This window comes from Enterobacter cloacae complex sp. Mu1197 (assembly GCF_040059225.1).
GTDB classification, from domain to species: domain Bacteria; phylum Pseudomonadota; class Gammaproteobacteria; order Enterobacterales; family Enterobacteriaceae; genus Enterobacter; species Enterobacter quasiroggenkampii.
This window is the reverse complement of record NZ_CP157375.1, coordinates 1,795,824-1,821,684: the sequence shown is the minus strand read 5'-3', so window position 1 is coordinate 1,821,684 and position 25,861 is coordinate 1,795,824. Positions and strand designations below refer to the sequence as shown.

23 protein-coding genes are annotated in these 25,861 nt (G+C 56.2%); 5 read left to right on the top strand and 18 right to left on the bottom strand.

Features of this window, described 5'->3' with window-relative positions; all coding sequences use genetic code 11:
* Positions 1 to 26: 26 nt before the first annotated feature.
* From lolE to lolC, 3 genes are read right to left on the bottom strand one after another with little or no spacing between them, the layout of a single operon-like run.
* Positions 27 to 1,271 carry a lipoprotein-releasing ABC transporter permease subunit LolE gene (gene lolE / locus ABFV38_RS08595; protein ID WP_045352893.1) on the bottom strand — a complete coding sequence of 415 codons (1,245 nt, stop codon included), beginning with the start codon at positions 1,269 to 1,271 and terminating at the stop codon, positions 27 to 29.
* A complete protein-coding gene (gene lolD, locus ABFV38_RS08590; protein WP_008500772.1) occupies positions 1,271 to 1,972 on the bottom strand; it encodes a lipoprotein-releasing ABC transporter ATP-binding protein LolD in 702 nt (233 codons plus the stop codon). The genes lolE and lolD overlap by 1 nt, the downstream gene beginning before the upstream one ends.
* Positions 1,965 to 3,164 (bottom strand): lipoprotein-releasing ABC transporter permease subunit LolC, encoded by a 1,200-nt coding sequence (gene lolC / locus ABFV38_RS08585; RefSeq protein WP_045372942.1) that lies wholly within the window; start codon positions 3,162 to 3,164, stop codon positions 1,965 to 1,967. Before lolC ends, lolD begins: the two co-directional genes overlap by 8 nt.
* A 256-nt stretch (positions 3,165 to 3,420) precedes the next feature.
* Between lolC and ABFV38_RS08580 the strand changes: the two genes are divergently transcribed.
* From ABFV38_RS08580 to ABFV38_RS08570, 3 genes are all read left to right on the top strand, one after another.
* Positions 3,421 to 4,494, top strand: coding sequence for an acyltransferase family protein (locus ABFV38_RS08580; RefSeq protein WP_348959129.1), 1,074 nt, complete (start codon positions 3,421 to 3,423; stop codon positions 4,492 to 4,494).
* Between the two features lie 149 nt (positions 4,495 to 4,643).
* On the top strand, positions 4,644 to 8,090 hold the full coding sequence (gene mfd / locus ABFV38_RS08575) for a transcription-repair coupling factor (protein WP_348959127.1): 3,447 nt from the start codon (positions 4,644 to 4,646) through the stop codon (positions 8,088 to 8,090).
* A 587-nt stretch (positions 8,091 to 8,677) separates the two neighbouring features.
* Positions 8,678 to 9,643, top strand: coding sequence for a L,D-transpeptidase family protein (locus ABFV38_RS08570; RefSeq protein ID WP_048027456.1), 966 nt, complete (start codon positions 8,678 to 8,680; stop codon positions 9,641 to 9,643).
* Positions 9,644 to 9,718: 75 nt separating this feature from the next.
* Here ABFV38_RS08570 and bhsA read toward each other — a convergent pair whose 3' ends face one another.
* Positions 9,719 to 9,976, bottom strand: coding sequence for a multiple stress resistance protein BhsA (gene bhsA / locus ABFV38_RS08565; protein ID WP_045910210.1), 258 nt, complete (start codon positions 9,974 to 9,976; stop codon positions 9,719 to 9,721).
* Between the two features lie 244 nt (positions 9,977 to 10,220).
* On the opposite strand from bhsA, the gene comR reads away from it, so the two are divergent.
* Positions 10,221 to 10,856 (top strand): TetR family copper-responsive transcriptional repressor ComR, encoded by a 636-nt coding sequence (gene comR / locus ABFV38_RS08560; RefSeq protein WP_028015740.1) that lies wholly within the window; start codon positions 10,221 to 10,223, stop codon positions 10,854 to 10,856.
* Between the two features lie 59 nt (positions 10,857 to 10,915).
* Here comR and ABFV38_RS08555 read toward each other — a convergent pair whose 3' ends face one another.
* From ABFV38_RS08555 to hinT, 8 genes are all read right to left on the bottom strand, one after another.
* Positions 10,916 to 11,455: a glycine zipper 2TM domain-containing protein gene (locus ABFV38_RS08555; RefSeq protein ID WP_008500779.1), complete on the bottom strand. Its 540-nt coding sequence runs from the start codon at positions 11,453 to 11,455 to the stop codon at positions 10,916 to 10,918.
* Positions 11,456 to 11,648: 193 nt separating this feature from the next.
* On the bottom strand, positions 11,649 to 12,953 hold the full coding sequence (locus tag ABFV38_RS08550; protein ID WP_008500780.1) for an NAD(P)/FAD-dependent oxidoreductase: 1,305 nt from the start codon (positions 12,951 to 12,953) through the stop codon (positions 11,649 to 11,651).
* 238 nt (positions 12,954 to 13,191) lie between these two features.
* Positions 13,192 to 13,734, bottom strand: coding sequence for an alpha/beta hydrolase YcfP (ycfP, locus tag ABFV38_RS08545; RefSeq protein WP_111966909.1), 543 nt, complete (start codon positions 13,732 to 13,734; stop codon positions 13,192 to 13,194).
* 34 nt (positions 13,735 to 13,768) lie between these two features.
* Positions 13,769 to 14,794, bottom strand: coding sequence for a beta-N-acetylhexosaminidase (gene nagZ / locus ABFV38_RS08540; RefSeq protein WP_348959407.1), 1,026 nt, complete (start codon positions 14,792 to 14,794; stop codon positions 13,769 to 13,771).
* Between the two features lie 11 nt (positions 14,795 to 14,805).
* Positions 14,806 to 15,630, bottom strand: a complete 825-nt coding sequence (gene thiK, locus ABFV38_RS08535; RefSeq protein WP_348959124.1) for a thiamine kinase — start codon at positions 15,628 to 15,630, stop codon at positions 14,806 to 14,808.
* Positions 15,611 to 16,258 carry a penicillin-binding protein activator LpoB gene (lpoB, locus tag ABFV38_RS08530; RefSeq protein ID WP_045326975.1) on the bottom strand — a complete coding sequence of 216 codons (648 nt, stop codon included), beginning with the start codon at positions 16,256 to 16,258 and terminating at the stop codon, positions 15,611 to 15,613. Before lpoB ends, thiK begins: the two co-directional genes overlap by 20 nt.
* Positions 16,259 to 16,268: 10 nt before the next feature.
* The gene (locus ABFV38_RS08525; protein WP_045910208.1) at positions 16,269 to 16,643 is read right to left on the bottom strand and encodes a YcfL family protein; all 375 of its coding nucleotides are present in this window, start codon (positions 16,641 to 16,643) and stop codon (positions 16,269 to 16,271) included.
* A 1-nt stretch (position 16,644) separates the two neighbouring features.
* Positions 16,645 to 17,004 carry a purine nucleoside phosphoramidase gene (gene hinT / locus ABFV38_RS08520; protein WP_008500786.1) on the bottom strand — a complete coding sequence of 120 codons (360 nt, stop codon included), beginning with the start codon at positions 17,002 to 17,004 and terminating at the stop codon, positions 16,645 to 16,647.
* A 350-nt stretch (positions 17,005 to 17,354) separates the two neighbouring features.
* On the opposite strand from hinT, the gene fhuE reads away from it, so the two are divergent.
* Positions 17,355 to 19,544: a ferric-rhodotorulic acid/ferric-coprogen receptor FhuE gene (gene fhuE, locus ABFV38_RS08515; RefSeq protein WP_348959121.1), complete on the top strand. Its 2,190-nt coding sequence runs from the start codon at positions 17,355 to 17,357 to the stop codon at positions 19,542 to 19,544.
* 144 nt (positions 19,545 to 19,688) lie between these two features.
* Here fhuE and ptsG read toward each other — a convergent pair whose 3' ends face one another.
* The 6 genes from ptsG to pabC all read right to left on the bottom strand — a co-directional run bounded on the left by ptsG (position 19,689) and on the right by pabC (position 25,691).
* Positions 19,689 to 21,122, bottom strand: coding sequence for a PTS glucose transporter subunit IIBC (ptsG, locus tag ABFV38_RS08510; RefSeq protein WP_008500788.1), 1,434 nt, complete (start codon positions 21,120 to 21,122; stop codon positions 19,689 to 19,691).
* Positions 21,123 to 21,419: 297 nt separating this feature from the next.
* Positions 21,420 to 22,214 (bottom strand): metal-dependent hydrolase, encoded by a 795-nt coding sequence (locus ABFV38_RS08505; protein WP_045910206.1) that lies wholly within the window; start codon positions 22,212 to 22,214, stop codon positions 21,420 to 21,422.
* Positions 22,215 to 22,224: 10 nt separating this feature from the next.
* A complete protein-coding gene (holB, locus tag ABFV38_RS08500) occupies positions 22,225 to 23,229 on the bottom strand; it encodes a DNA polymerase III subunit delta' (RefSeq protein WP_348959119.1) in 1,005 nt (334 codons plus the stop codon).
* Positions 23,226 to 23,867, bottom strand: a complete 642-nt coding sequence (tmk, locus tag ABFV38_RS08495; protein ID WP_348959118.1) for a dTMP kinase — start codon at positions 23,865 to 23,867, stop codon at positions 23,226 to 23,228. Before tmk ends, holB begins: the two co-directional genes overlap by 4 nt.
* On the bottom strand, positions 23,857 to 24,879 hold the full coding sequence (gene yceG / locus ABFV38_RS08490; protein ID WP_048027445.1) for a cell division protein YceG: 1,023 nt from the start codon (positions 24,877 to 24,879) through the stop codon (positions 23,857 to 23,859). Before yceG ends, tmk begins: the two co-directional genes overlap by 11 nt.
* A 2-nt stretch (positions 24,880 to 24,881) precedes the next feature.
* Positions 24,882 to 25,691 carry an aminodeoxychorismate lyase gene (gene pabC / locus ABFV38_RS08485; protein WP_348959115.1) on the bottom strand — a complete coding sequence of 270 codons (810 nt, stop codon included), beginning with the start codon at positions 25,689 to 25,691 and terminating at the stop codon, positions 24,882 to 24,884.
* Between the last annotated feature and the right edge of the window lie 170 nt (positions 25,692 to 25,861).

Here is a 25,861-nt window from a genome sequence, read left to right as displayed (position 1 = left end):
CCGAAAGCCGCTAGATCATGACGTAATTACTGGCCACTTAATACCCTCGCCGGATCAATTCGGCTTGCGCGACGCGCCGGATACCAGCTTGCCAGCAGACTCAGTAAAAGTGCTGTAAGCAGCACATAAAAAACATCCAGCCAGTGCAGTTCAGACGGCAGGAAGTCAATAAAATAGATATCACCCGACAGGAACTGGTGACCAATAAGCTTTTCAATCCCGTTGATAATCGGCGTCAGCTGCAGGGAAACCACCACGCCAATCACCACGCCGCACAGGCTGCCGAACAGACCCGCCAGCAAACCGTACCAGACGAAGATGGCGCGAATAAGACCGTCTTTTGCTCCGAGGGTACGCAGCACGGCGATGTCGCCGCTCTTGTCCTTGACCGCCATGACCAGCGTCGAGACGATATTAAAGCACGCGACGCCAATCACCAGCACCATCGCCAGATACATAATGGCGCGGATCATCTGGATATCACGGTACATATACCCGTAAGTGCCGATCCAGCTTTTGATGTAGACATAGTTATTGGTCACGCTGCCCGCGTCGCGCACCAGTTTGTTGGCGTTAAAGACGTCGTTCACCTTAATCGCAATGCCCGTCACGCTGTCGCCCATGTCGAGATACTGGCGCGCATCCTCCATCGGCACCATCGCAAAGCTGTGGTCAAGCTGGCCGCTCAGCTGAAGAATACCGGTAACGTGCAGGCGCACGCGTTTTGGCTGCTGCAGTTTGTGATCGGCGCTGGCGTTGGGGATCATGATTGACACCCAGTCGCCCTGCTTCACCTTCAGGGCATCAGCAACGCCTTTACCCATGATGATCTGCTGCTCGCCCGCCCTGAAGTTGGCCCACGCGCCGTTTTGCACATAGTTCGGCAGCGCGCTGAGACGCGCTTCCTGCGCCGGGTTCACCCCTTTCACCTGAATGGCGCGCAGGTTAACCCCGCTCTCCACCAGCCCGGTAAAGTTAATGTAGGGCGCGGCCGCGGCGATGCCCGGCACTTTTTCAACTTTGGTGAGCGCATCGCTCCAGTTCGTCCACGGCTGGTTAACCGGTTCGATCTCCCCGTGCGGCACCACCGCCAGAATGCGGTTATTCAGCTCGCGCTCAAAACCGTTCATGGCGCTCAGGCCGACAATCAGCACCGCCACACCCAGCGCAATACCGATGGTCGAGATGACGGAGATCAGCGACACCATGCCGCCGCGACGGCGGCCGCGGCTAAAACGTAAACCGATGAGTAACGATAACGGTGACGCCATTACTCAGCTCCCATCAGGGTCAGTTCCGCGTTCAGATGACCGTCGCGCATCTCAAGCTGGCGCCCCATGCGTTTTGCCAGCTGCAGATCGTGGGTCACCACCAGGAACGCGGTACCCTGTGAGGCGTTCAGCTCGCCCAGAAGCTGGAAAATACTGTCCGCATTGCGGGCGTCCAGGTTACCGGTGGGCTCATCCGCCAGCACCAGACGCGGGTTGTTGACCAGCGCACGGGCAATCGCCACGCGCTGGCGTTCGCCGCCGGACAGCTCCGACGGACGGTGGTTACCGCGATGGCCCAGCCCTACCGCTTTCAGCATGTCGCTGGCGCGGGCGTTAATTTCTGCGGGTTTCTTTTTGCCAATCAGCAGCGGCATCGCCACGTTTTCCAGCGCCGTGAAATCCGGCAGCAGGTGGTGGAACTGGTAGATAAAGCCCAGCTCGCGGTTGCGCAGCTCGGCCTTCGCCGCCGAGGACATTTTGCTCATCGGCTGGCCGGAGAAAATCACGTCGCCATTGGTTGGGGTATCCAGCCCGCCCAGCAGATGTAATAAGGTACTTTTACCGGAGCCGGAGCTGCCGACAATCGCCATCATCTCGCCTTCGCCCACGCTAAAACTCACATTGTGCAGCACGTCGGTTTGCACAGTGCCTTCCTGATAGCGTTTGGACAGGTTGTCGCATTGCAACAGGATCTTATTCATAACGTAAAGCCTCAGCGGGTTGAGTGGCGGCGGCGCGCCAGGAAGGATAAAGCGTTGAAAGCAGCGCAATGGCCATCGCGGCCAGCGCAATACCGACCACCTGCAGCGGCTCGATAGCCACCGGCAGCGCTGCGCCGTCGAGCAGCGCGCCGATAATCGGCATTAAGTTGTTGAGCTGGCTGGCAAGCAGTGCCCCCAGCACGGCACCGAGCAGCGCACCGATGATACCGGCGCTGGCGCCCTGCACCATAAACACGGCCATGATCTGGCGCGGCGTCAGCCCCTGGGTTTGCAGGATAGCGACCTCGCCCTGCTTCTCCATCACCATCAGCCCCAGCGAGGTGATGATGTTAAATGCTGCCACGGCGACGATCAGGCTCAGCAGCAGCCCCATCATGTTTTTCTCCATCCGCACGGCCTGGAACAGCTCGCCTTTACGCTCGCGCCAGTCCTGCCATTTGGTGCCGTCCGGCAGTTTTTGCTGGCTGAGGGTATCCACCTTCAGCGGCGCGTCAAGCCACAGGCGCCAGCCGGTGATATTTCCGGCCGGGTAGCGCATCAGGCGTGACGCGTCCTGGATGTTAACCAGCATCTGGTAGCCATCGACTTCGCTGTTGGCGGCAAAGGTACCAATTACGTTGAACAGGCGCTGGCTTGGCAGGCGCCCCATCGGCGTAAACTGGCTGGCGGAAGGCACCATCACGCGCAGCTGGTCGCCACGGTTGACGCCAAGCTGACCGGCAAGCTGCTCACCCAGAATCACGTTGTATTTCCCGGCTTCCAGGTCAGTCTGCTTCACGTTAACGAGATACGGCGTCAGCGGATCTTTTTGTGCCGGGTCGATACCCAGCATCACGCCGACCGCCACGCTGCGGGCGCTTTGCAGCACCACGTCACCGGTGGTCAACGGCGCAACGCGCGTGACGCCCTGTAACTTCGCCGCGCTTTCCGGCAGCTGCTGCGGGTTAACCGAACCGTTAGTCGATGAGAGAACGGCCTGCGGCATCAGCCCCAGGATGTTGTTTTGCAGCTCGCGCTCAAAGCCATTCATGACGGAAAGCACCGTCACCAGAGCCATCACGCCAAGCGTAATGCCAATAGTCGAAAGCCAGGAGACAAAGCGACCGAAGCGGTCCGCGGCGCGCCCACGCATGTAGCGTAAGCCTATGAAGAGTGCGACAGGTTGATACATGAAGTCCGTCTGTTTGCTGATAGCAGACCCACGAGTATATAAGCGAATCCGTTAAGCGTAAATGACTGAAACCGTAAGCTTTGGTAATCATTTTTCCGAAAAATTCAGATAAATCAGGGTACTAATGTCTGAAACCGCCCCTCGCAACCTCCACCTTTTCCGAAAAACCTCCTGATACAGACTGTTACCCATTACAGCCCGGTTTCGTTTAACAACAATTGTTCGTTCGTCTATGGCAATAAGGTAGTTGCGAACAATGAAGCAAAAAGCATTATGGATTAACCAGATAAAAGGGCTGTGTATCTGCCTGGTGGTTATCTATCATTCGGTTATCACGTTTTATCCGCACCTGATCGGGCTGCAACACCCGCTCTCCGGCCTTCTCGCCAAATGCTGGGTCTATTTTAATCTCTACCTCGCCCCCTTCCGTATGCCGGTCTTTTTCTTTATCTCCGGCTATCTGATCCGTCGTTATATTGATGAGGTGGACTGGCGAACCAGCCTCGACAAGCGAGTCTGGAGCATTGTCTGGGTCCTAGCGCTGTGGGGAATTCTGCAATGGCAGGCGCTGACCCACCTGAACGCCTGGCTGGCGCCCGAGCGTGAGCTTGCCACCTCGTCGAACGCGGCCTACGCCGATTCCCTCCGGGGATTTGTGCGAGGCATGCTCACCGCCAGCACCAGCCTGTGGTATCTGTATGCCCTGGTTGTGTACTTCACGCTGTGTAAACTGCTGAGCCGCTGGAAGCTGCCGATGCTGGGGCTGCTGGCGCTGGCAAGCATCGCGATCAACTTCCTGCCGCTGCCGTGGTGGGGAATGAACAGCGTGGTACGCAACATGATCTACTACAGCCTCGGGGCGTGGTATGGCGCAGCGCTGATGACGTGGATGAAAAACCTCAGCCTGCGCCGCAACTGGCTGACAACCGGCGCTTTCGCCGCCGTCTCCGTGGTGCTGTGGTTTGCTAACGTTCCACTGCTGCTCTCATTGCTGTCGATTGTGCTGATCATGAAGCTGTTCTACAGCTTTGAGCAGCGCTATGCCGTTCACCCTGACAACCTGCTGAACGTGATTGGCTCTAATACCATTGCGATTTATACCACTCATCGCATCCTCATTGAGGCCTTCAGCCTGTTCCTGATCGGCGAGATGAATGCCGCTTACTGGCCGGTCTGGGCCGAGCTATCCCTAATTCTTGTCTATCCGTTTGCCAGCCTGCTGATCTGTACCCTTGCCGGACTCGGGGTCCGTAAGATCTCCACCGCGCTGTTTGGCGACATTTTCTTCTCTCCTCCCGCTACGCTGACCCTGTCACCTTCGACCCGTTAATGCCCTCACCGCCCCCCTTCCGGGGGCGTATAATCCCGCCGTGCGGTTACGATTTGCTTATGTAAAACGATCGAGGATAATAAAGACATTGCGTATCAGTGATATGCCCCAATACTGTTGGTATATCCATAAGAGACTCTGACATAGCCATGCCTGAACACTATCGTTATTCCTTGCCTGTCAAAGCGGGCGACCAGCGCCAGCTGGGTGAACTCACGGGCGCAGCGTGCGCCACGCTGGTAGCGGAAATCGCCGAGCGTCATACTGGCCCGGTGATCCTGGTTGCCCCGGATATGCAAAACGCCCTGCGCCTGCACGACGAAATTCGCCAGTTCACCGATAATCTGGTGTTCAGCCTGGCCGACTGGGAAACGCTGCCCTATGACAGCTTCTCTCCGCACCAGGAGATCATCTCCTCGCGCCTGTCGACGCTCTATCAACTCCCGACCATGCAGCGCGGCGTGCTGATTGTGCCGGTGAATACCCTGATGCAGCGCGTCTGTCCGCACAGCTACCTGCACGGCCACGCGCTGGTGATGAAAAAAGGCCAGCGCCTGTCCCGTGATGCCCTGCGCGCGCAGCTTGACGGTGCCGGCTATCGCCACGTCGACCAGGTGATGGAGCACGGGGAATACGCGACCCGCGGCGCGCTGCTCGACCTTTACCCGATGGGCAGCGACCAGCCGTATCGTCTGGACTTTTTCGATGATGAAATCGACAGCCTGCGCGTCTTCGACGCCGACACGCAACGCACGCTGGAGGAAGTGGAGTCCATCAATTTACTGCCCGCACATGAATTCCCGACGGACAAAACCGCTATCGAACTGTTCCGCAGCCAGTGGCGCGATAAGTTCGAGGTGAAGCGCGACGCGGAACATATTTATCAGCAGGTCAGCAAAGGCACGCTGCCTGCCGGGATCGAATACTGGCAGCCGCTGTTCTTCAGCGAGCCGCTCCCTGCCCTGTTCAGCTACTTCCCGGCGAATACCCTGATTGTTAACACCGGGGATATCGACGCCAGCGCCAGCCGCTTTGAAAGCGAAACCCGCGCTCGCTTCGAAAACCGGGGCGTTGACCCGATGCGTCCGCTGCTGCCGCCGGAAGCGTTGTGGCTGCGTACCGACGAGCTCAACGCCGAGCTGAAGCGCTGGCCGCGCATGCAGCTGAAAACCGATTCGCTTGCCGATAAGGCCGCCAACACCAACCTCGCCTTCCGGACGCTGCCGGACCTGGCCGTCCAGGCGCAGCAGAAATCCCCGCTGGATAATCTGCGCAAGTTCCTGGAGTCCTTTACCGGCCCGGTGGTGTTCTCCGTTGAGAGTGAAGGCCGCCGCGAAGCGTTAGGTGAGCTGTTGGGACGCATTAAGGTGGCGCCGAAGCGCATCCTGCGCCTGAGCGAAGCGACCGGAAACGGCCGTTACCTGATGATTGGCGCCGCCGAGCACGGTTTTATCGACACGCTCAACAACCTGGCGCTGATTTGCGAAAGCGACCTGCTGGGTGAGCGCGTCGCGCGCCGTCGTCAGGACAGCCGTCGAACCATCAACCCGGACACGCTGATCCGCAACCTGGCCGAACTGCATCCGGGCCAGCCGATTGTTCACCTGGAACATGGCGTTGGACGCTATCAGGGGATGACCACGCTGGAGGCGGGCGGCATTAAAGGTGAATACCTGATGCTGACCTACGCTAACGACGCCAAACTGTATGTCCCGGTGTCGTCCCTGCATCTGATCAGCCGCTACGCGGGCGGTGCTGAAGAGAACGCGCCGCTGCACAAGCTGGGCGGCGATGCCTGGGCGCGCGCGCGCCAGAAGGCCGCGGAAAAAGTGCGCGACGTGGCCGCCGAGCTGCTGGATATTTACGCCCAGCGCGCGGCCAAAGAGGGCTTCGCGTTTAAGCATGATAAGGAACAGTATCAGCTGTTCTGCGACAGCTTCCCGTTTGAAACCACGCCGGATCAGGCTCAGGCCATCAACGCCGTGCTGAGCGACATGTGCCAGCCGCTGGCAATGGACCGCTTAGTCTGCGGCGACGTCGGCTTCGGTAAAACCGAAGTGGCGATGCGCGCCGCTTTCCTTGCGGTGGAAAACAACAAGCAGGTGGCGGTGCTGGTGCCGACCACCCTGCTCGCTCAGCAGCACTTCGACAACTTCCGCGACCGCTTCGCCAACTGGCCGGTTCGCATCGAGATGCTGTCGCGTTTTCGCAGCACCAAAGAGCAGACGCAGATCCTGGAGCAGGCCTGCGAAGGCAAGATCGATATTCTGATCGGCACCCATAAGCTGCTGCAAAGCGACGTGAAGTGGAAAGATTTGGGGCTGCTGATCGTCGATGAAGAGCACCGCTTCGGGGTGCGTCATAAAGAGCGCATCAAAGCGATGCGCGCCGACGTCGATATCCTGACCCTGACCGCAACGCCGATACCGCGAACCCTGAACATGGCGATGAGCGGCATGCGCGATCTGTCGATTATCGCCACGCCGCCGGCGCGCCGTCTGGCGGTGAAAACCTTCGTCCGCGAGTACGATAATCTGGTGGTGCGTGAGGCCATTCTGCGTGAAGTGCTGCGCGGGGGTCAGGTCTATTACCTGTACAACGACGTGGAAAACATCCAGAAAGCGGCGGACAGGCTGGCGGAGCTGGTGCCGGAAGCGCGCATTGCTATCGGTCACGGGCAGATGCGCGAGCGCGAGCTGGAACGGGTGATGAACGACTTCCACCACCAGCGCTTTAACGTGCTGGTGTGCACCACCATCATCGAAACCGGGATCGACATTCCGACCGCGAACACCATCATCATTGAACGTGCGGATCACTTTGGCCTGGCGCAGCTTCACCAGCTGCGCGGTCGCGTCGGACGTTCGCACCATCAGGCCTACGCCTGGCTGCTGACGCCGCATCCAAAAGCGATGACCACCGACGCGCAAAAGCGTCTGGAAGCCATCGCCTCTCTGGAAGACCTCGGTGCAGGCTTCGCACTGGCCACGCACGATCTCGAGATCCGCGGTGCCGGTGAACTGCTGGGTGAAGACCAGAGTGGCTCGATGGAGACCATCGGCTTCTCGCTCTATATGGAACTGCTGGAAAACGCGGTTGATGCCCTGAAGGCCGGGCGCGAGCCGTCGCTGGAAGATCTCACCAGCCAGCAGACCGAGGTCGAGTTGCGTATGCCTTCCCTGCTACCGGACGATTTCATTCCGGATGTGAATACCCGACTGTCGTTCTACAAGCGCATCGCCAGTGCGAAGACGGAAAACGAGCTGGAAGAGATTAAGGTTGAGCTGATCGACCGCTTTGGTCTGCTGCCCGATGCGGCGCGAAATCTGCTGGATATCGCTCGCCTGCGCCAGCAGGCGCAGAAGCTGGGCATTCGCAAGCTTGAAGGCAACGAAAAAGGCGGCGTGATTGAGTTCGCGGAGAAGAACCACGTCAACCCGATGTGGCTCATCGGTCTGCTGCAAAAACAGCCGCAGCATTTCCGTCTGGATGGCCCAACGCGTCTGAAATTTACCCAGGAGCTGACGGAGCGCAAAACCCGCATGGACTGGGTGCGTAACTTTATGCGCCAGCTGGAAGAGAACGCGATCGCCTGACCTCCATTCCCCTCTTAACTGAGGAATTTCATGTAGTTTATTAACCGGAAGCGATGAAAGTTGCTTCCGGAAAATGAATAGCTTACAGCGACACCCTGGTCCGGCTGTAAATCGCTGAGGCGTTTCCTGCAGGCCGGGGCGAGGAGCAGGGATGCGCCGAGAGGGCGGGCTTTACAGGGATGTTACCTCCGCCCGTCCCCGAAAAGCCGGAAGGAATAAGCCGAAGGTACCGCGTAGCGGCGATTTACCGCCGGGAGCCCGGGTCGCCAGGGTGGTGGCGACTGCACTGAGCCACCCTGGCACGTTCACAGGTCATGTCGTTACAGAGTACTAAGGAACATAAAGTGAACGGAATGACCACCAGAGTCGTATGTTCCCCCTCACCCCAGCCCTCTCCCTCAAGGGAGAGGGGGTCGTCCGTGCAGGCATTATTTTATGGGGATCCCTTCCCCTGTTAGCCCAGCGCTACGGGGGGACAATTTACAAACTCTTTGCACTTCACCCGATCTTCCCGACACACCCATTCGCCATAATTATCATTAACGCTTTATAAAACAATAACCTTATCATTTGCATGGATTATGGTGATGATGACCTTTTCGCGTTTTACTCGCTGGTTAACCCTGTTTGCGCTGGCAGCCACCGTCGCGGTGGCGCTTCCTGCTCGCGCAAATACCTGGCCTCTTCCTCCGCCCGGCAGCAAAGTGGTGGGGGAAAACCGCTTTCATGTGGTTGAAAATAATGGCGGTTCGCTGGAAGCCATTGCCAAAAAATATAACGTCGGTTTTCTGGCTCTGCTGCAGGCGAACCCTGGCGTCGATCCCTACGTCCCGCGTGCAGGCAGCGTGTTGACTATCCCGTTACAGACTATCCTGCCGGACGCCCCGCGCGAGGGGATTGTGATAAACCTGGCGGAGCTACGTCTGTACTATTACCCGCCGGGTAAAAATGAGGTGACCGTCTACCCGATTGGTATTGGTCAGCTGGGCGGCGACACCCTGACGCCGACGATGGTCACAACCGTCTCGGATAAACGCGCGAATCCAACCTGGACGCCAACGGCCAATATTCGTGCCCGTTATAAAGCTCAGGGCATCGATCTTCCGGCCGTGGTGCCGGCAGGCCCGGATAACCCGATGGGTCACCACGCGATCCGCCTGGCGGCCTACGGTGGCGTTTACCTGCTGCACGGAACGAACGCGGACTTTGGCATCGGCATGCGCGTCAGCTCCGGCTGTATTCGTCTGCGCGATGACGATATCAAAACGCTGTTTAACGTTGTTACGCCGGGTACCAAAGTGAATATCATCAATACGCCGATTAAGGTTTCTGAGGAGCCGGGCGGCGTGCGGCTGGTCGAAATTCACCAGCCGCTATCGAAAAACATTGGCGATGACCCGCAGACGCTGCCCATTAACCTGAATGCCGCAATGGTAAGCTTCAAAACGAATGCGAATACCAACAGCGTGGTGATGGAGCGCGCAATGGAGGCCCGCTCAGGCATGCCGACCGATGTCACCCGGCATCATGATGTAATCCAGCAATCGATGTAAATCATAAATAAAAAAACGCCCTGCTCAGCAGGGCGTTTTTTATTGCAGTGGCATAAATGAGGGTTTATGCCCGACTTATTTGTAGATGACGGCGGTGCCGTGCAGGGTGTTAGGACCGGTCACAGAGGTGATGCGGTAAGATTTAGCACCCATCTCTTCCGCTTTTTGTGCCAGCTGATCTTCCAGTGAACCCAGGTTAGTACCGGCAGACGCAGAGATCGTCCCGACTTTATGCTGATCGACCGGGGTGGACTGTACTTGGACAGCCGCAAAGCTTGCGAAAGAAAGTGAACTCAGAACAGCAGCAGCGATGAGGGTTTTTACGTTTTTCATGATGTTTACCTTTAGCAGATGAATTTGGAGGTCGTTATCTATTTAGTTAACGATCGATATGTAAATCATAAATGTGATCCAGGTCACGCGTCAACATAATTTTATAACGACCATTAACTTAATTTTAAAGTCGTTATTTTTCATATAGATATGATTAATATATTTTTAAGCATTCAGCACTGGTGGTAGGTTGCGTTTATTTTTATAATGGTTATTCACCAAACCAACAGAGGACCAACGGCACATGACAACCGACGTCACGAGTTGTGCGAAGAAAAGCCGTGGCCGACCAAAAGTGTTTGACAGGGATGCAGCGCTTGATAAGGCCATGACTCTCTTCTGGCAACATGGGTATGAAGCAACCTCGCTTTCCGATCTGGTAGAAGCTACCGGAGCCAAAGCGCCGACGCTGTATGCCGAATTTACCAATAAAGAGGGGCTGTTCAGGGCGGTGCTGGACAGATACATTTCGCGTTTTGCGGCGAAACATGAAGCCCAGCTATTTTGTGAAGAGAAAAGCGTCGAACAGGCGCTTCGGGATTACTTCACCGCCGTCGCGACCTGCTTCACCAGTAAAGATACGCCTGCGGGCTGCTTTATGATTAACACCTCTGCCACCCTGGCGGCGTCCTCGAAAGAGATTGCCAATACGGTGAAATCGCGTCATGCGATGCAGGAGGAGACGCTGAGCGCCTTTCTGGCACAGCGCCAGCAGCGCGGTGAAATCCCTGCGCAGTGCAACCCCCAACTGCTGGCACAATACCTGAGCTGTATTTTGCAGGGGATGTCGATCAGCGCCCGTGAAGGGGCAACGCTGGAAAAACTGCAGAATATTAGCGAAACCACGCTGCGACTGTGGCCTGAGCTCCTCAAAATCTAAAGCAAAAAAAAGCTCCTCAGCCTGAGCGCATGAGGAGCTAAATTCAGAGAACATCTTTTTTACACTTTGTTATTCAGAACCAGCTGACCATTTCCATCCAGTGGAATTTGCGTGCCAGGGTCTTTGTCCATGCGGATTTTGCCCTGCTGATCGCCAATTTTGTACGTCACGTCATAGCCCAGCATTTTTTCCGACTTGTCATAGACGGTTTTGCAGCGTTGCTGAGTCGTGGTGTAGGTATCGTTATCCTGCATCGCGCCCTGCACCTGGTTACCGGCATAGCCGCCACCCAGCGCGCCGACTACGGTCGCCACATCTTTACCCCGGCCGCCCCCGAACTGGTGACCAATCACGCCACCCGCTACCGCGCCCAGAACTGAACCGGCGATACGGTTTTCATCCTGCACCGGACGACGATGCGTCACGGAGACGTTACGGCACTCCTGACGAGGCGTTTTTACCGTTTCTTTAATCGGTGTAGCAGAAACCACCTGCGCATACTGCGGGCCGCGATCTAATACGTTGAGACTGGCAACGGCAGCCACACCTAACGCAGCCGCGACGCCAATCCCTATACCCGCCAACATTGATTTATTCACGGGACTTCCTCCTTTGTTGCTATTGGTAACAATTTTGCAATGGAGGCACGGCTTCGCCAATCAGATAAAGGATCAAAAAAGGGACGTTCAGAGGAGATATATTGTATTTAGGAGAACTCTTAAGCACTCAATCTGTGATCTACAGCATGAAATGCTAAAAACTCCCTCCGGAGAGCCCGGAGGGAGTGAAAGATTAGTGCAGCTTCAGACGCGGACGGATCACGCGGTTGATTCTGCCCACCAGCATCATCAGCCCGGTTTTGAAGTAGCCGTGCAGCGCAATCTGGTGCATACGGTAGAGGGAGATATACACGAAGCGGGCAATGCGCCCTTCTACCATCATCGAGCCGCGCATCAGGTTACCCATCAGGCTGCCGACAGTAGAGAAGTTTGACAGAGACACCAGAGAACCATGGTCTTTGTAGACATAGGCCTTCATTGGCTTGCCTTTGTACTGCGCCAGAATGTTGTGCAGGACCAGGCTTGCCATCTGATGTGCGGCCTGTGCGCGCGGCGGCACGAATCCACCTTCAGGACGGGCGCAGGAGGCGCAGTCACCGATAGCAAAGATTTCAGGATCACGCGTGGTTTGCAGCGTTGGCTCCGTGACCAGTTGGTTAATGCGGTTGGTTTCCAGGCCGCCGATATCTTTCATAAAGTCAGGCGCTTTGATACCGGCCGCCCAGACCATCAGATCCGCTTTGATATACTCGCCGTCTTTGGTGTGCAGGCCGCCTTCGTCGGCGCTGGTCACCATGGTCTGCGTCAGCACCCGCACGCCCAGCTTGGTGAGTTCATTGTGCGCCGCACCGGAAATACGCGGAGGCAGCGCAGGCAGAATGCGTTCACCGGCTTCGACCAGCGTGACGTTCAGCGCTTCATTCGTTAACCCTTTGTAACCGTAGCTGTGCAGCTGTTTCACCGCATTGTGCAGCTCCGCAGACAGCTCAACGCCCGTCGCACCGCCGCCGACAATGGCGATATTTACCTTACCGTTCGCACCCATATTGCTGGTGTACTTCAGGAACAGGTTCAGCATTTCCTGATGGAAACGACGCGCCTGGTGCGGGTTATCGAGGAAGATACAGTGCTCTTTCACGCCCGGCGTGTTGAAGTCGTTGGAGGTACTGCCGAGCGCCATGACCAGCGTGTCATACGGCAGCTTGCGCTCAGGAACCAACAGCTCCCCTTTTTCATCACGCAGTTCTGCCAGAGTGATGGTTTTGCTTTCACGGTTGATGTCCACCACCGAGCCCAGCTGGAACTGGAAATGGTGGTTGCGCGCGTGCGCCAGATAGCTGAGCGCGTCCACGCCCTCGTCCAGAGAGCCGGTCGCCACTTCATGCAGCAGCGGTTTCCACAGGTGGCTGTGGTTACGATCCACCAGCGTGATTTTGGCTTTTTTACCGCGACCCAGCTTCTTACCCAACTGTGTCGCCAGCTCCAGCCCGCCAGCACCACCGCCTACAATCACTATCTTTTTCAATGGCGTAGTCAACGTGACCCCCTCAAATTATTAACCAATTGTTAATTAAAAGTTATAAAAATAACCCTTAATTAACAACAGGTTACAGCACTGAAACCATTCAGGTGCATTGAGAATACCACGTCAGGCGCATTGGTCATACCAAAATTGATATGCATCAAGTTTTGATGGCTTAAAAGTAGACAATTCTGGTCAAAAAGAAAGCCCGGCACGCTTTCGCGGCCGGGCTTCGACGCCTGCAGGCAAGGAATTAACCCAGCGTTTTAAACGCTTTGATACGCTGCAGGTGTGGGGAGATGTTTTTGAACTTGTGGGTCTGTTCTTCGTCCCAGACGATCTCATAGTAATGATGCAGAAGTTCTGCAGCCCGGTGGCTGTTGAGCGCCTCATCGTGACGCGACAGGATCACCAGACAGCGGTCACGGTTTTTCTCACGAAAATTGCTGACGCACTTGGTCGCAATATCGACATACTCTTCCGGGCGGTCGATTTTGCCTTCCATGTTTTCGTTCGGGAAAAGGTTGGGATTGAATACCACCTGACGGATGTCACACAGGAAGCCAATCCGCTCTGCCCAGTAGCCGCCCAGCCCCACGCCGCAAATCAACGGCCGATCGTCGACGTTGAGCTGCAACATCTTGTCCACCTCTTTGAGCAGATGCTGCATATCATGCTTCGGATGGCGCGTGCTGTAGCTGATCAACCGTACATCCGGATCGATAAACTGCAGCTGCAGCACCTTCTCATGATTACCAGGACTGTTTGAGTCAAAACCGTGTAAATAGATGATCATCGTCTTCTCACCACGCTACGCCTTCCGGGAGGGTTTACAGGCTGGCTTTATGTGCCTGCCAGCGCTCATTCAGGTCTTCAAGCCGGGCGTTGACCGTCTTCCAGCGCGCCGAATCCATCAGCTCCTGACGGCTAAATGAACCTTTATGATACAATTGTGTAACACGCTCTGCATTGATCGGCGACAGGTTATCCAGCACGCTCACGGCACCTTTACGATTATTGCAGACCAGGATCATATCGCAACCTGCATCCAGCGACGCCTGACCGCGTTCAGCGTAGCTGCCCATAATCGCCGCCCCTTCCATCGACAGATCGTCAGAGAAGATCACGCCATTGAAGCCCAGTTCCTGACGCAGAACGGTTTTCAGCCAGTGCGGAGAGCCGCTGGCAGGGCGCGGGTCAACGTCGCTGTAAATCACGTGCGCAGGCATGATGGCATCCAGCTTGTTGTCAGTGATAAGCGACCTGAACACCGACATATCTTTGGCGCGAATTTCCGCTTCCAGGCGCGGATCGCGCGGGGTCTCTTTGTGTGAGTCCGCCGTTACCGCCCCGTGACCCGGGAAGTGTTTCCCGGTGGTTTTCATCCCGGCATCGTGCATGCCGTCAATGAACCGGGTCGCCATGGTCAGCGCAATGCGCGGATCGTCATGGTACGAGCGCTCGCCAATGGCGGCGCTGATATGCCCCACGTCCAGAACCGGGGCAAAACTGATGTCGATATCCATGGCAATCATTTCGCTGGCCATCAGCCAGCCGGCCTCCTGCGCCAGTTTCCCGCCCTCTTCCGTGCCGAGCAGCGCGGCAAAAGACTGGGCCGCCGGCAGGCGGGTAAACCCTTCGCGAAAACGCTGCACGCGGCCGCCTTCCTGATCGACGGCGACCACCAGATGATTGCGCGACGCGGCGCGGATCTGACGCACCAGCTCACGCAGCTGCGCCGGATCGTGATAGTTGCGGGTAAACAGGATCAGACCACCCACCAGCGGATGCGCCAGAATTTCACGCTCCTCCGCATCCAGCTCAAACCCTTCTACATCCAACATGACTGGACCCACATCCACCTCTCTTATCCTTTCGTTTGTAACTGACGCCAGGCATCGTCTGCCAGCGCAATAAAGTGTTTGTCTCTGGACTGCTGATAGCGCATTTCAAACCAGCCAGCCATTAACATGACGACCCAGGGCCGCCAGCGTTTGACCTGACGCCTCAGCGCGTCGGCGTTGATATGTGCCGCCTCGGCGTAGTCCCTGATCAGCGCCTGCTGCGCAGCGTCACTCTCCGTCCAGACTGCCGCCAGCTCCAGCGCCACATCGCCATCTCCGGCATATTCCCAGTCGATGAGCCTGATGCCCGCTGACGTATGCACAATATTTCCGGCATGAACATCCATGTGCAGCGGCGAGAGCCGAATCGGCTGCGGCTCGCCCGTTTTACGCAACCGCTTGAGATGCGCCAGCCACAATGGGGTGCGTCTGTCAGGCGCGGCCTGCTGCCAGTAGCGTTCCAGCAGCGGGTATAACGTGATTCGCCATCCCAGACGTGGCTGTCGGTGCAGATGATACAGTATCGCCGCGAGCGCCGGCGTGTCCGGCAGCGCGCTTTTCACGTCACCGTCCAGATAGTCGACGGCCATCCAGCTCTCTCTGAAAAAACGGGGGGCAGGCACGAGATCTGACGGAAGACGCCTCAGGGCGCGAAACTGACGACGGAAATGGGAGGCAGGCGCATAGGGGTCGTGATGTTGCCGCAAGACCAGACGTCGTTCGCCCTGCGCTATAATGCAACTCGCGCCGCCAAGCCCGGAGTGGGCCTGCGGCGCGATAAGGCGGTACTGAGGAAAATAGCGCGTCAGAATCTCTTCACGCGTGCTGTCATTGTTGCGTAACCGCACCTTTACCTGACCAGATAATTTCGCCTGTCTGAACCAGCATCAGCTGCATCTGCAGGGCCGGTGTATTCACGTTACCGGTGGCGTTAGAGTACAGCACATACTGTGCGCCAACGTTACGGGCAATGCCGATCGCCTTGCTGCGTGTGCCGAGGCTATCTTGCGGCGACAGGCCCAGCTGCTGTTTGGCTACCGCGAGCTGCTGAGCCGAGACCAGCGTAAACTTACCGTTGTTTGCCAGGGCATTGCGCAGCGTTTCTGTCGCTTCGCCCGCGTTCAGCGAACCGTTGGTACGGTTGTTCACGCTATCAACCAGCAACACGCTACCTGCCGTCACGCCCTGTGCCTGCAGCATTTTGCCGACCATGGGCTGCATTGCGCCGTTCCAGTCGTAATGGCGCACGCGCGGCGTGGGCTGCGACGTCTGGTCCGGATGCTCAATCGGGCCTGGCTGTGCCGGTATAGACGGTACGGACGGCACGGTTGGCTGCGGCTGCGTTGGCTGTGTCGGCTGTTCAGTGCCCGGTTTCGCCTCTTCCACAGGCGCTGGCTGTTCAGTTCGGGTCACACACCCCGCCAGGAACAGCGCGAAAGCTGTCACGAGCGCATAGCGGCTCAAGTTTTTAATCAAGGTTCACCCCTTAGAGATAAAGATAAAGTCTCACCTTATGCGCACCCAGATAGTTGGCGCTGCCATAGAGCGTTACCGACGATCTGGCCGGAATGGTGACGCTGCGCGGCGCCTCCAGCGGATGCATTTCGAGACCTCTTACGTCATACCAGAAAAAACGGTAGTGGACCGTCACGGGTTCGTGTCTTTCATTAAAGAGCGTAGAGGAGGCAGATGAATTAATTTCACTGATGGTCAGCGCGGGTTGTTGCGCCGTGATGCCCGCGGCAAGCACGGAGGATTCCATCACCAGCGTCTGTTCATCGTTCACGGGGATCGCCGGGCGCGAACTGCACCCCACAATCATCATCGTCATTACCAGCGCTGCAATACGCCCTTTACGCATGTCAAAGACCTTTATGTGCCAGCATCGGCCCCAGAGGACGTCCACCCAGCAGATGCATGTGAATATGATAAACTTCCTGGCCGCCATGGCGGTTGCAGTTCATGATCAGACGGTAACCGTCTTCTGCAATCCCTTCCTGTTCGGCGATTTTCGCGGCCACCGTCAGCATACGACCTAATGCCACTTCATGCTCGGTTTTTACGTCGTTTACGGTCGGAATCAGAATATTGGGAATGATAAGGACGTGCGTCGGAGCCTGAGGTGAAATGTCCCGAAAAGCCGTTACCAGTTCATCCTGATAGACGATATCCGACGGAATTTCGCGACGGATAATTTTACTGAAAATCGTTTCTTCAGCCATGACCTATTCCTTTTTTGATTAATCAGGCGCGATGCGTCCGCTGTTAACACACGCTCTGGATGAGGGTGTGACACAATTCAAGAGTATGAGCGAGTTTCTCCTGTCCTTTCAACCTCCTCCCTCGATTTCTTTCCTTAATGTTTATCAGCTGAGTGAAGAGTGACCGCTCGCGGGCCTTAATGGGCTGAAACATTATTTCAGTTCCGGTCGACACATCTGTTTACAGCATTAATAGCAATGCGTATATTTCGCATTTGCATTTTCATGCGCATTTTTAACATAGAAAACGACGCCAGCCCGCGTCCGCGGGACTGACGCATACCCTCTTCATCGTTCATAAGGGTTTAATCATGTCTTTCATTCATCACACCAGGGATGGGCAACGTCAGCCTGTCGCAACGCCTTCGTTGCTGGCAGGCTGCATTGCTATGGCACTGACGCCAGCCGCCGCTTTCGCTGCATCAACAGCCGAAGATACCGTTGTTGTTGACGGCGGTTTTGACCAAACGCAGGATCCTTCCGCAAGTCAGGAGCGGGATTACAGCGTCAAAACCACCACCACCGGCACGAAGCTGTTGCTGGTTCCCCGCGATATCCCGCAGTCCGTCAGCGTGATTAGCCAGCAGCGCATGGCCGATCAGAACCTGCAGTCCATCGGCCAGGTGTTAACCAACACCACGGGCGTAACGGCGCAGGTGCAGGACAGCGACCGTACCGTGTTTTACTCGCGCGGATTTTTCGTCAGTAATTACGCCTATGACGACCTGCCAACCTCCATCAGCGAAGTGTGGAACTTTGGCGATACTGCCGCCGATACGGCGATTTATGACCGCATCGAAGTGGTACGCGGCGCCACCGGCCTGATGTCCGGGACGGGCAACCCGGCAGCGTACGTCAACATGGTGCGTAAGCATGCGGACAGCAATGAATTCAAAGGCAATGTTTCGGCCAGCTACGGCAGCTGGGATAAACAGCGCTACGTGCTGGATCTGCAGGCGCCGCTGGTGGAGTCAGGTAAGCTACGGGGCCGGATGATCGCAGGTTATCAGGACAACGACAGCTTCGTGGATAACTATCACTACCGAAAGAAATTCCTCTATGGCGTGATGGATGCGGACGTCACCGACAGCACCACCCTTTCTGTGGGATACGAATATCAGGAAAGCCATACCGCCGACCCAACCTGGGGCGGACTCCCGACCTGGTACAGTGACGGGAGTAAAACCCATTACGATCGCAGCCAGACCGTCGCGCCTGACTGGGCCTGGTCTGATAAAGACAGCACCCGCATCTTCGCTAACCTGACTCAGCGTTTCGATAATGGCTGGGAAGCACACATTAACGGCATGCATGCTGAAACCAACTTCGACTCTAAGCTGATGTATATGTCCGGCTATCCGGATAAAGAGACCGGTGCAGGCATGGTTGGCTACGGCGGCTGGAACCGTGGCGAACGGAAACAGGATGCCGTGGACGCTTTCCTGCGCGGCGATTTCGATCTCTTCGGCCGTCAGCACGAAATGATGTTCGGCGGCAGCTTCAGTCGCCAGCGTAACCATTACGACAACTCAATGCCTGACGCGGTTTACGGCATGGTTGATGTGGGTAACTTTAAGAACTGGAACGGTAACATTGCCGACCCGCAGTGGACGCCGTGGAAACTCTACAGCCAGGACGACATTCGCCAGTCCTCAGGGTATACCTCCGCCCGCTTCTCACTGGCCGATCCGCTGCATCTGATCCTCGGCGCGCGTTATACCCACTATAACATTCGCTATAACCCTGCGGGCTCCCCGGACACTCGTCTGGAAAGTACCAAAGATGACGTAACGCCCTACGCGGGCCTGGTCTACGACATCAATGAAGACTGGTCGACCTACGTCAGCTATACCTCTATTTTCCAGCCCCAGGACAAGCGGGACGCCAGCGGACGCTATCTCGACCCCACTACGGGCAAAAGCTACGAAGCCGGTGTGAAAGCAGACTGGTTCAATACCCGTCTTACCACCTCGCTGGCAATATTTCGCATTGAGCAGGATAACGTAGCAAGCAATACCTATACCTATATGCCGAGCGGTGAGTCAATTTACCAATCGCTGGACGGCGTAGTGAGCAAAGGGATTGAGTTCGAGCTCAACGGTGCGTTGACCGATAACTGGCAGCTGACCTTCGGCGCGACCCGCTACATTGCGGAAGATAAGAATGGCAACGCCGTCAGCTCCGATCAGCCGCGTACAACCATGAAGCTGTTCACCCGTTATCAACTGCCAATGCTGCCGGAACTGACCGTGGGCGGTGGCGTGAACTGGCAAAACAAGGTGTGGACGGATGTGGATGGCGCGCCGGCTGGCCGTACCCGCGCGGAGCAAGGCAGCTACGGGCTGGTTAACCTGTTCAGCCGTTATCAGGTCACCAAAGATTTTGCTGTTCAGGCGAACGTCAACAACCTGTTCGACAAAGAGTATTACGATTACGTCGGATCTTATGTGGTTTATGGCGCGCCGCTGAACGTCTCGGTGAGCGCGAGCTACGACTTCTGAGTGTTAAGCCGGGTAGCAGCTACGCCTTACCCGGCTTACATTTGCATTTCGTAGGCCCGGTAAGCGCAGCGCCGCCGGGCATGACAAACAGCACAAATAAAAAAGGCAGCCATTCGGCTGCCTTAGTCTCCCCAGGGTCACAACTTAGTTGTTGCGGATGTACTCATCCATTTCGGTTTTCAGGTTATCGGATTTAGTACCGAAGATCGCCTGTACACCCGAACCTGCAACAACTACGCCAGCTGCACCCAGTTTTTTCAGACCCGGCTGGTCTACTTTCGCGACGTCAGCAACGCTCACACGCAGACGAGTGATACACGCGTCCAGGTTCGTGATGTTCTCTTTACCACCGAACGCAGCAACCAGTGCAGGAGCCATTTCGCTGGTCGCGCCCGCTTTGCTGTCTTCTGTCGCATCTTCACGGCCTGGGGTTTTCAGGTCCAGTGCTTTAATCAGCACGCGGAAGATGGTGTAGTAAACAACGGCATAGCACGCACCGACGATTGGGAACAGCCACAGTTTGCTGCTGTTACCGGACAGAACGATGAAGTCGATCAAGCCGTGAGAGAAGGACGTACCGTCACGCATACCCAGCAGAATACAGATTGGGAACGCCAGGCCCGCCAGAATCGCATGGATAACGTACAGGATCGGCGCAACGAACATGAAGGAGAACTCGATCGGCTCGGTGATACCGGTCAGGAACGAGGTCAGCGCTGCGGAGATCATGATGCCGCCCACTTTTGCACGGTTCTCTGGCTTCGCAGAGTGCCAGATAGCAATCGCCGCTGCTGGCAGACCGTACATTTTGAACAGGAAGCCACCAGACAGTTTACCTGCAGTTGGGTCGCCCGCCATGTAACGTGGGATATCGCCGTGGAATACCTGACCTGCTGCGTTGGTGAATTCACCAATCTGCATCTGGAATGGAACGTTCCAGATGTGGTGCAGACCAAATGGCACCAGGCAACGCTCGATGAAGCCGTAGATACCAAACGCCACAACCGGGTTCTGGTAAGCAGCCCACTGAGAGAAGGTCTGGATAGCGGAGCCGATTGGTGGCCAGATGAAGGACAGGATCACGCCAGTGAAAATCGCTGCCAGACCAGAGATGATCGGAACGAAACGCTTGCCCGCGAAGAAGCCCAGGTACTCAGGCAGCTTGATGCGATAGAAGCGGTTGAACATATACGCTGCAATCGCACCGGAGATGATACCGCCGAGAACACCGGTGTCTGCCAGGTGTTTCGCAGCGATCTCTTCTGCCGGTAAATGCAGAACCAGCGGCGCAACCACAGCCATGGTTTTTACCATGATGCCGTAAGCAACCACTGCAGCCAGCGCAGATACGCCGTCGTTATTGGTGAAGCCCAGAGCCACACCGATCGCGAAGATCAGTGGCATGTTAGCAAAGACAGAACCGCCTGCTTCGGCCATCACATGGGACACCACGGCTGGCAGCCAGCTGAAGTTAGCAGAACCGACACCCAGCAGGATACCTGCGATAGGCAGTACGGATACTGGCAGCATCAGCGATTTACCGACCTTTTGCAGGTTAGCAAATGCATTCTTAAACATAATTGAGAGTGCTCCTGAGTATTTGTGCTTTTTTTACGCTTTCACGCATTGGCCCGGGGGGAGTACCGTGCCGTGGACAGGACATCTAAGCGCCCTTTATTTATTACACAGAGTAAAATAATTCCCTCTGAGTTTGTTTGACGGCTATCACGTTTCAGCTTAAGACGGTCGAAAAACTTTCAGTTATTTACAAAAAGCATGTCCGGATGTGTCAAAAAACAGCATCACCGCCCCAAATGAGGCGGTGAACTTTACTCGGTTTATTTATTAATTACGAGCCTAAAAAAAACAGGTGTATCAGACAGATTGCAGGCGGGCAGGGTCAATATGGAACAGCGTGGAGAAGTTTTCTGTCGTCACGCGGGCCAGCTCTTCGATGCTGACGCCCTTCAGGACGGCCATGTACTCAGCCACATCTCGCGTCATCGCGGGCTGGTTCTCTTTACCGCGATGCGGAACCGGCGCCAGATAGGGAGAATCGGTCTCTACCAGAATGCGATCGAGCGGAACATAACGTGCAGCATCACGCAGCTGCTCAGCGTTACGGAACGTCACAATCCCGGAAAACGAGATATAAAACCCCAAATCAAGCAGTTTACCCGCCGTTTCTCTGTCTTCTGTGAAACAGTGTAGTACGCCACCGCAATCCGTCACGTTTTCTTCCCGGAGGATCGCCAGGGTATCCGCACGCGCATCGCGGGTGTGGACGATAACCGGCTTGTTCAGTTCGCGGCCAATGCGAATATGGTTGCGGAAGGACGCCTGCTGGCGCGGTTTGGTTTCCGGCGTGTAGAAATAGTCCAGCCCGGTCTCGCCCATTGCCACCACGCCCTCTTCCGCCGCCAGACGACGCAAATCGTCAACGTCATATTCTTCATCCTGGTTCAGCGGGTGTACGCCGCAGGAAAACACCACGTTATCGCGAACGCCCACCAGCTCGCGCATCGTGCGATAGCCCGGCAGCGTCGTCGCTACCGCAAGGCAGAATTTCACATCGCGGGCGGCGGCTTTTTCCAGCACGTCATCCACGTTTTTATGCAGGGATTGATAATCCAGGCCATCAAGATGGCAGTGTGAGTCGACTAAAAACATAATGTCTCTCTCAGAGATGGGAAACCGGCGGTGTGGTGCCGGGTTGCAGGTAGTGTTCAATACGCAGTAACTGGTCGGTCAGTAAAAGCTCGCGATTAAGACCCGTCACGGTTAAAAGCTGTTCTCGGCTCTGGCAAATTTCATGAAGCATCGCATGAAGAATCCTCCCTGAGAGGCGGTTCGCCAGCGTATTCACCAGTGTCCACGCGTCCGGGTTGGTCAGCAGCGTTGCCCCTTGCTGAAGTTTGAGGGCATCCAGCAGCAACGAGGCCAGCCAGTGCAGACGCTCAACGGCCTGATCGCTGTTAAGCGCAGGCAATACGCTTAGCCAGTCGTGGTTATTCAGTGCCGTTTCGACGGCCCGGCAAAGCGTTTCTCGCTGCGACCAGACGTCAGGTTGCAGCAATGCCAGCGCCGCTGCGGGCGCGCCGCTGCTCAGGCGCAAGGCGGCCAGCGCACTCTCAGGTGACGTTGTCACCTCTCGCTCCAGCCAGCTCAGCGCCCACGATTCCTGAGGCACAGCAAGGTGATGGAGACGACAGCGGCTGCGCAGCGTCGCCAGCAAGCGTCCCGGGTCACGGCACGAGAGGAAAAACCACGTTTTTACCGGCGGCTCTTCCAGGGTTTTCAGCAGGGCGTTAGCTGCCGCCTCGGTCAGCTGCGTGGCGTCTTTAAGCCAGACCACTTTAGCGCCGCCCAGCCGCGCGTGTTCGTACAATTTTTCACTGACTTCCCGCACGGCATCGATACCGAGCGCGCTTTTCCCCTTCTCAGGCTCAAGCGTGTAGTAGTCAGGATGTGTGCCCGCCTGCATCAGCTGACAGCCGCGGCATTTGCCGCAGCTTTTATGCCCTTCCGGCTGCTGGCACATCAGAAAACGGGTGATGGCATAAATCAATGCATCATCGCCCATTCCCGGCAATGCCTGAATCAGTAACGCATGATGCCCCCGCCCCGCCTGATAGCTGCCGATCAGCTGTTCAAAGTGCGGGCGCAACCATGGATACCATTTCATGCCTGCTGCTCCTGCACCCACTGCGTCACGGTTTGCTGAATGTCACGCGTGACGTCGTCCAGGGACTGCGTCGCATCGATGGTACGAATGGAGCTGTCCTGTGCGGCCAGCTCAAGATAGCGGGCACGGGTGCGGTTAAAGAAATCGAACGACTCTTGTTCAATGCGGTCAAGTTCGCCGCGCGCGCGGGCGCGTTTAAGACCCACTTCCGGGGTCACATCCAGATAGAGCGTCAGGCCGGGACGAAAATCCCCCAGTACGGCATTGCGCAGCGTTGCCAGCATGGTCTGGTCAATACCGCGTCCACCGCCCTGATAAGCCTGAGTCGACAGATCGTGACGATCGCCGATGACCCACTTGCCATCGGCCAGGGCGGGTTTGATCACCGTCTCAACCAGCTGTACGCGCGCCGCGTAGAACATTAATACTTCGGCTTTGTCAGTGATAACTTCGTCGCCAACGGATTTAATGTCCAGCACCAGGCTGCGCAGTTTCTCCGCAAGTTGCGTACCGCCCGGCTCGCGGGTGAAGACCATGTCGGCGACGCCAAGCGATTTCAGCGTATCCACCACCACGTTGCGGGCGGTGGTTTTACCCGCCCCTTCGAGTCCCTCAATGACAATGTATTTACTGAGCATTTTTTTCCTTAAGTGCCTTCAGATAGTCCTGAACAGAGCGATTGTGGCTGGCAAGGTTGGTGTTAAAGGTGTGTCCCCCTTTTCCATCAGCCACAAAATAGAGATACGGTGTTTTCGCCGGATGCGCGGCGGCTTTGAGAGAAGCCTCGCTCGGCGTGGCAATCGGGCCAGGCGGTAAACCGCTAATCACGTAGGTATTATACGCCGTTGGCGTCTCCAGATCTTTTCTGGAGATCTTACCGGCATAGCTCTCGCCCATGCCGTAGATGACGGTAGGGTCGGTTTGCAGGCGCATGCCAATGCGCAGACGGTTGATAAATACTGACGCCACCCGATCGCGCTCGGCGGCAACGGCGGTCTCTTTCTCGATAATCGAGGCCATGGTGACAAACTGGTTTTGATCTTTATAAGGTAAACCCTCCATTCGCCCTTCCCAGGCCGCATCCACGGCGGCGACCATTTTTTTGTGCGCCCGCTTCAGGATCGCCACATCGGTCGTACCGGCGGTGTACATCCAGGTATCTGGCCAGAACCAGCCTTCCACCCATTCGGGATGCTCAAACTTGAGCACGTCGGCCACCGTCTGGTAGCTGTCATCCTTCAGGGTATGTTTGATATACGGCGCATCGCGCAGCTGTTTGAGGTAATCACTCAGGCGCATCCCTTCCACAAATCGCAGAGGGAACTGGGCTTCTTTGCCGCTTTCCAGCAGCTGCAGCATCTCTCTGACGGTCATTCCCGGCGTAAAGCGATAGGTACCGGCTTTGAAATGTGACAGTTCAGGCTCCACACGCAATAACCACTGGAATACCCGTGGACGATTGATAATTTTATCGCCATAGAGCTGTTCCCCAAGCGCCTGGCGGCCGGTTCCCGCTTTCAGGGTAAAGATCGTTTCGTCTTTAACCAGGATCTTGCTGTCTGCCAGCTGGCGAACTTTCCATACGCCTGCTCCGCCAGCAACGCCCAGCGCAACAATGAGGAGAAGGACAAAGCGCAACATTTTTTTCATGACTATCTGGTTTGCTCACATATCGGGGCTAAAAACTGAAACAGCTCGCGCGACGACCAGCGTAGCTGGCCACAGGCGCGAACGGGCACAACAGGCATCAGCGCGTTGCAAATGATGACTTCATCAGCAGTCTGTAGCACCTCTTCCTTTGCGTTAACTTCGACAACGTGAAAGTCAGAGTGTGCCAGCTGCTGCAAACAAAATTGGCGCATTATGCCATTCACGCCAGCCTGATCCAGCGCGGGGGTGAACACGTTCCTGCCCTGTCGCCAGAACAAATTAGCCGCACAGCATTCCGTAATGAACCCTTCGCTGTCAAGGACCAGCGCCTCATCGGCGTCCGTCTGTTCAAGATGAGTACGAATTAGGACCTGTTCAAGGCGATTCAGATGCTTGAGACCCGCCAGATAAGGATTACGCCCGAGTGGTACCGGGCTGGGCGCCAGCGTCACGCCGTCCGCTTTCCAGCGGACATAGTGAGAAGGATAAGGGGAAACATGAAGGATGCGCGTTGGATGCTGACACCCTGCCGTACTGTAACCTCGCCCCCCCGCCCCGCGGGTGATCGTCACTTTCAGGACGCCCTCCGGATGAGGTTGCGCCAGGCGACGCATTTCGTCACTGAGTAATTCCCAGTCCTGGAACGGGATAGCCAGTCGGGTACAGGCGTCCTGAAGGCGAGCCAGATGACGCGCTAACATCACAACATTTCCGGCATCAATACGTGCAGTGGTGAAACAGCCGTCACCAAACTGAACCCCACGATCGTTTGCTGCCAGTTTATCAATCACTTCGCCATTAATCAGAAACATTTGCCCTCCATACACAGCCGTACCAGAGTGTCAGGTGAAGGACAGCATCGCAAGCTTTTTGACCTCAATATTATGATAACCCTATAGAATTTCGGAGTTTTTAAGCATAGCCACAACTCGCGTTATTTCTGGGCAATGGAAAAAATACAAAGGAACAGCAAATAAATATA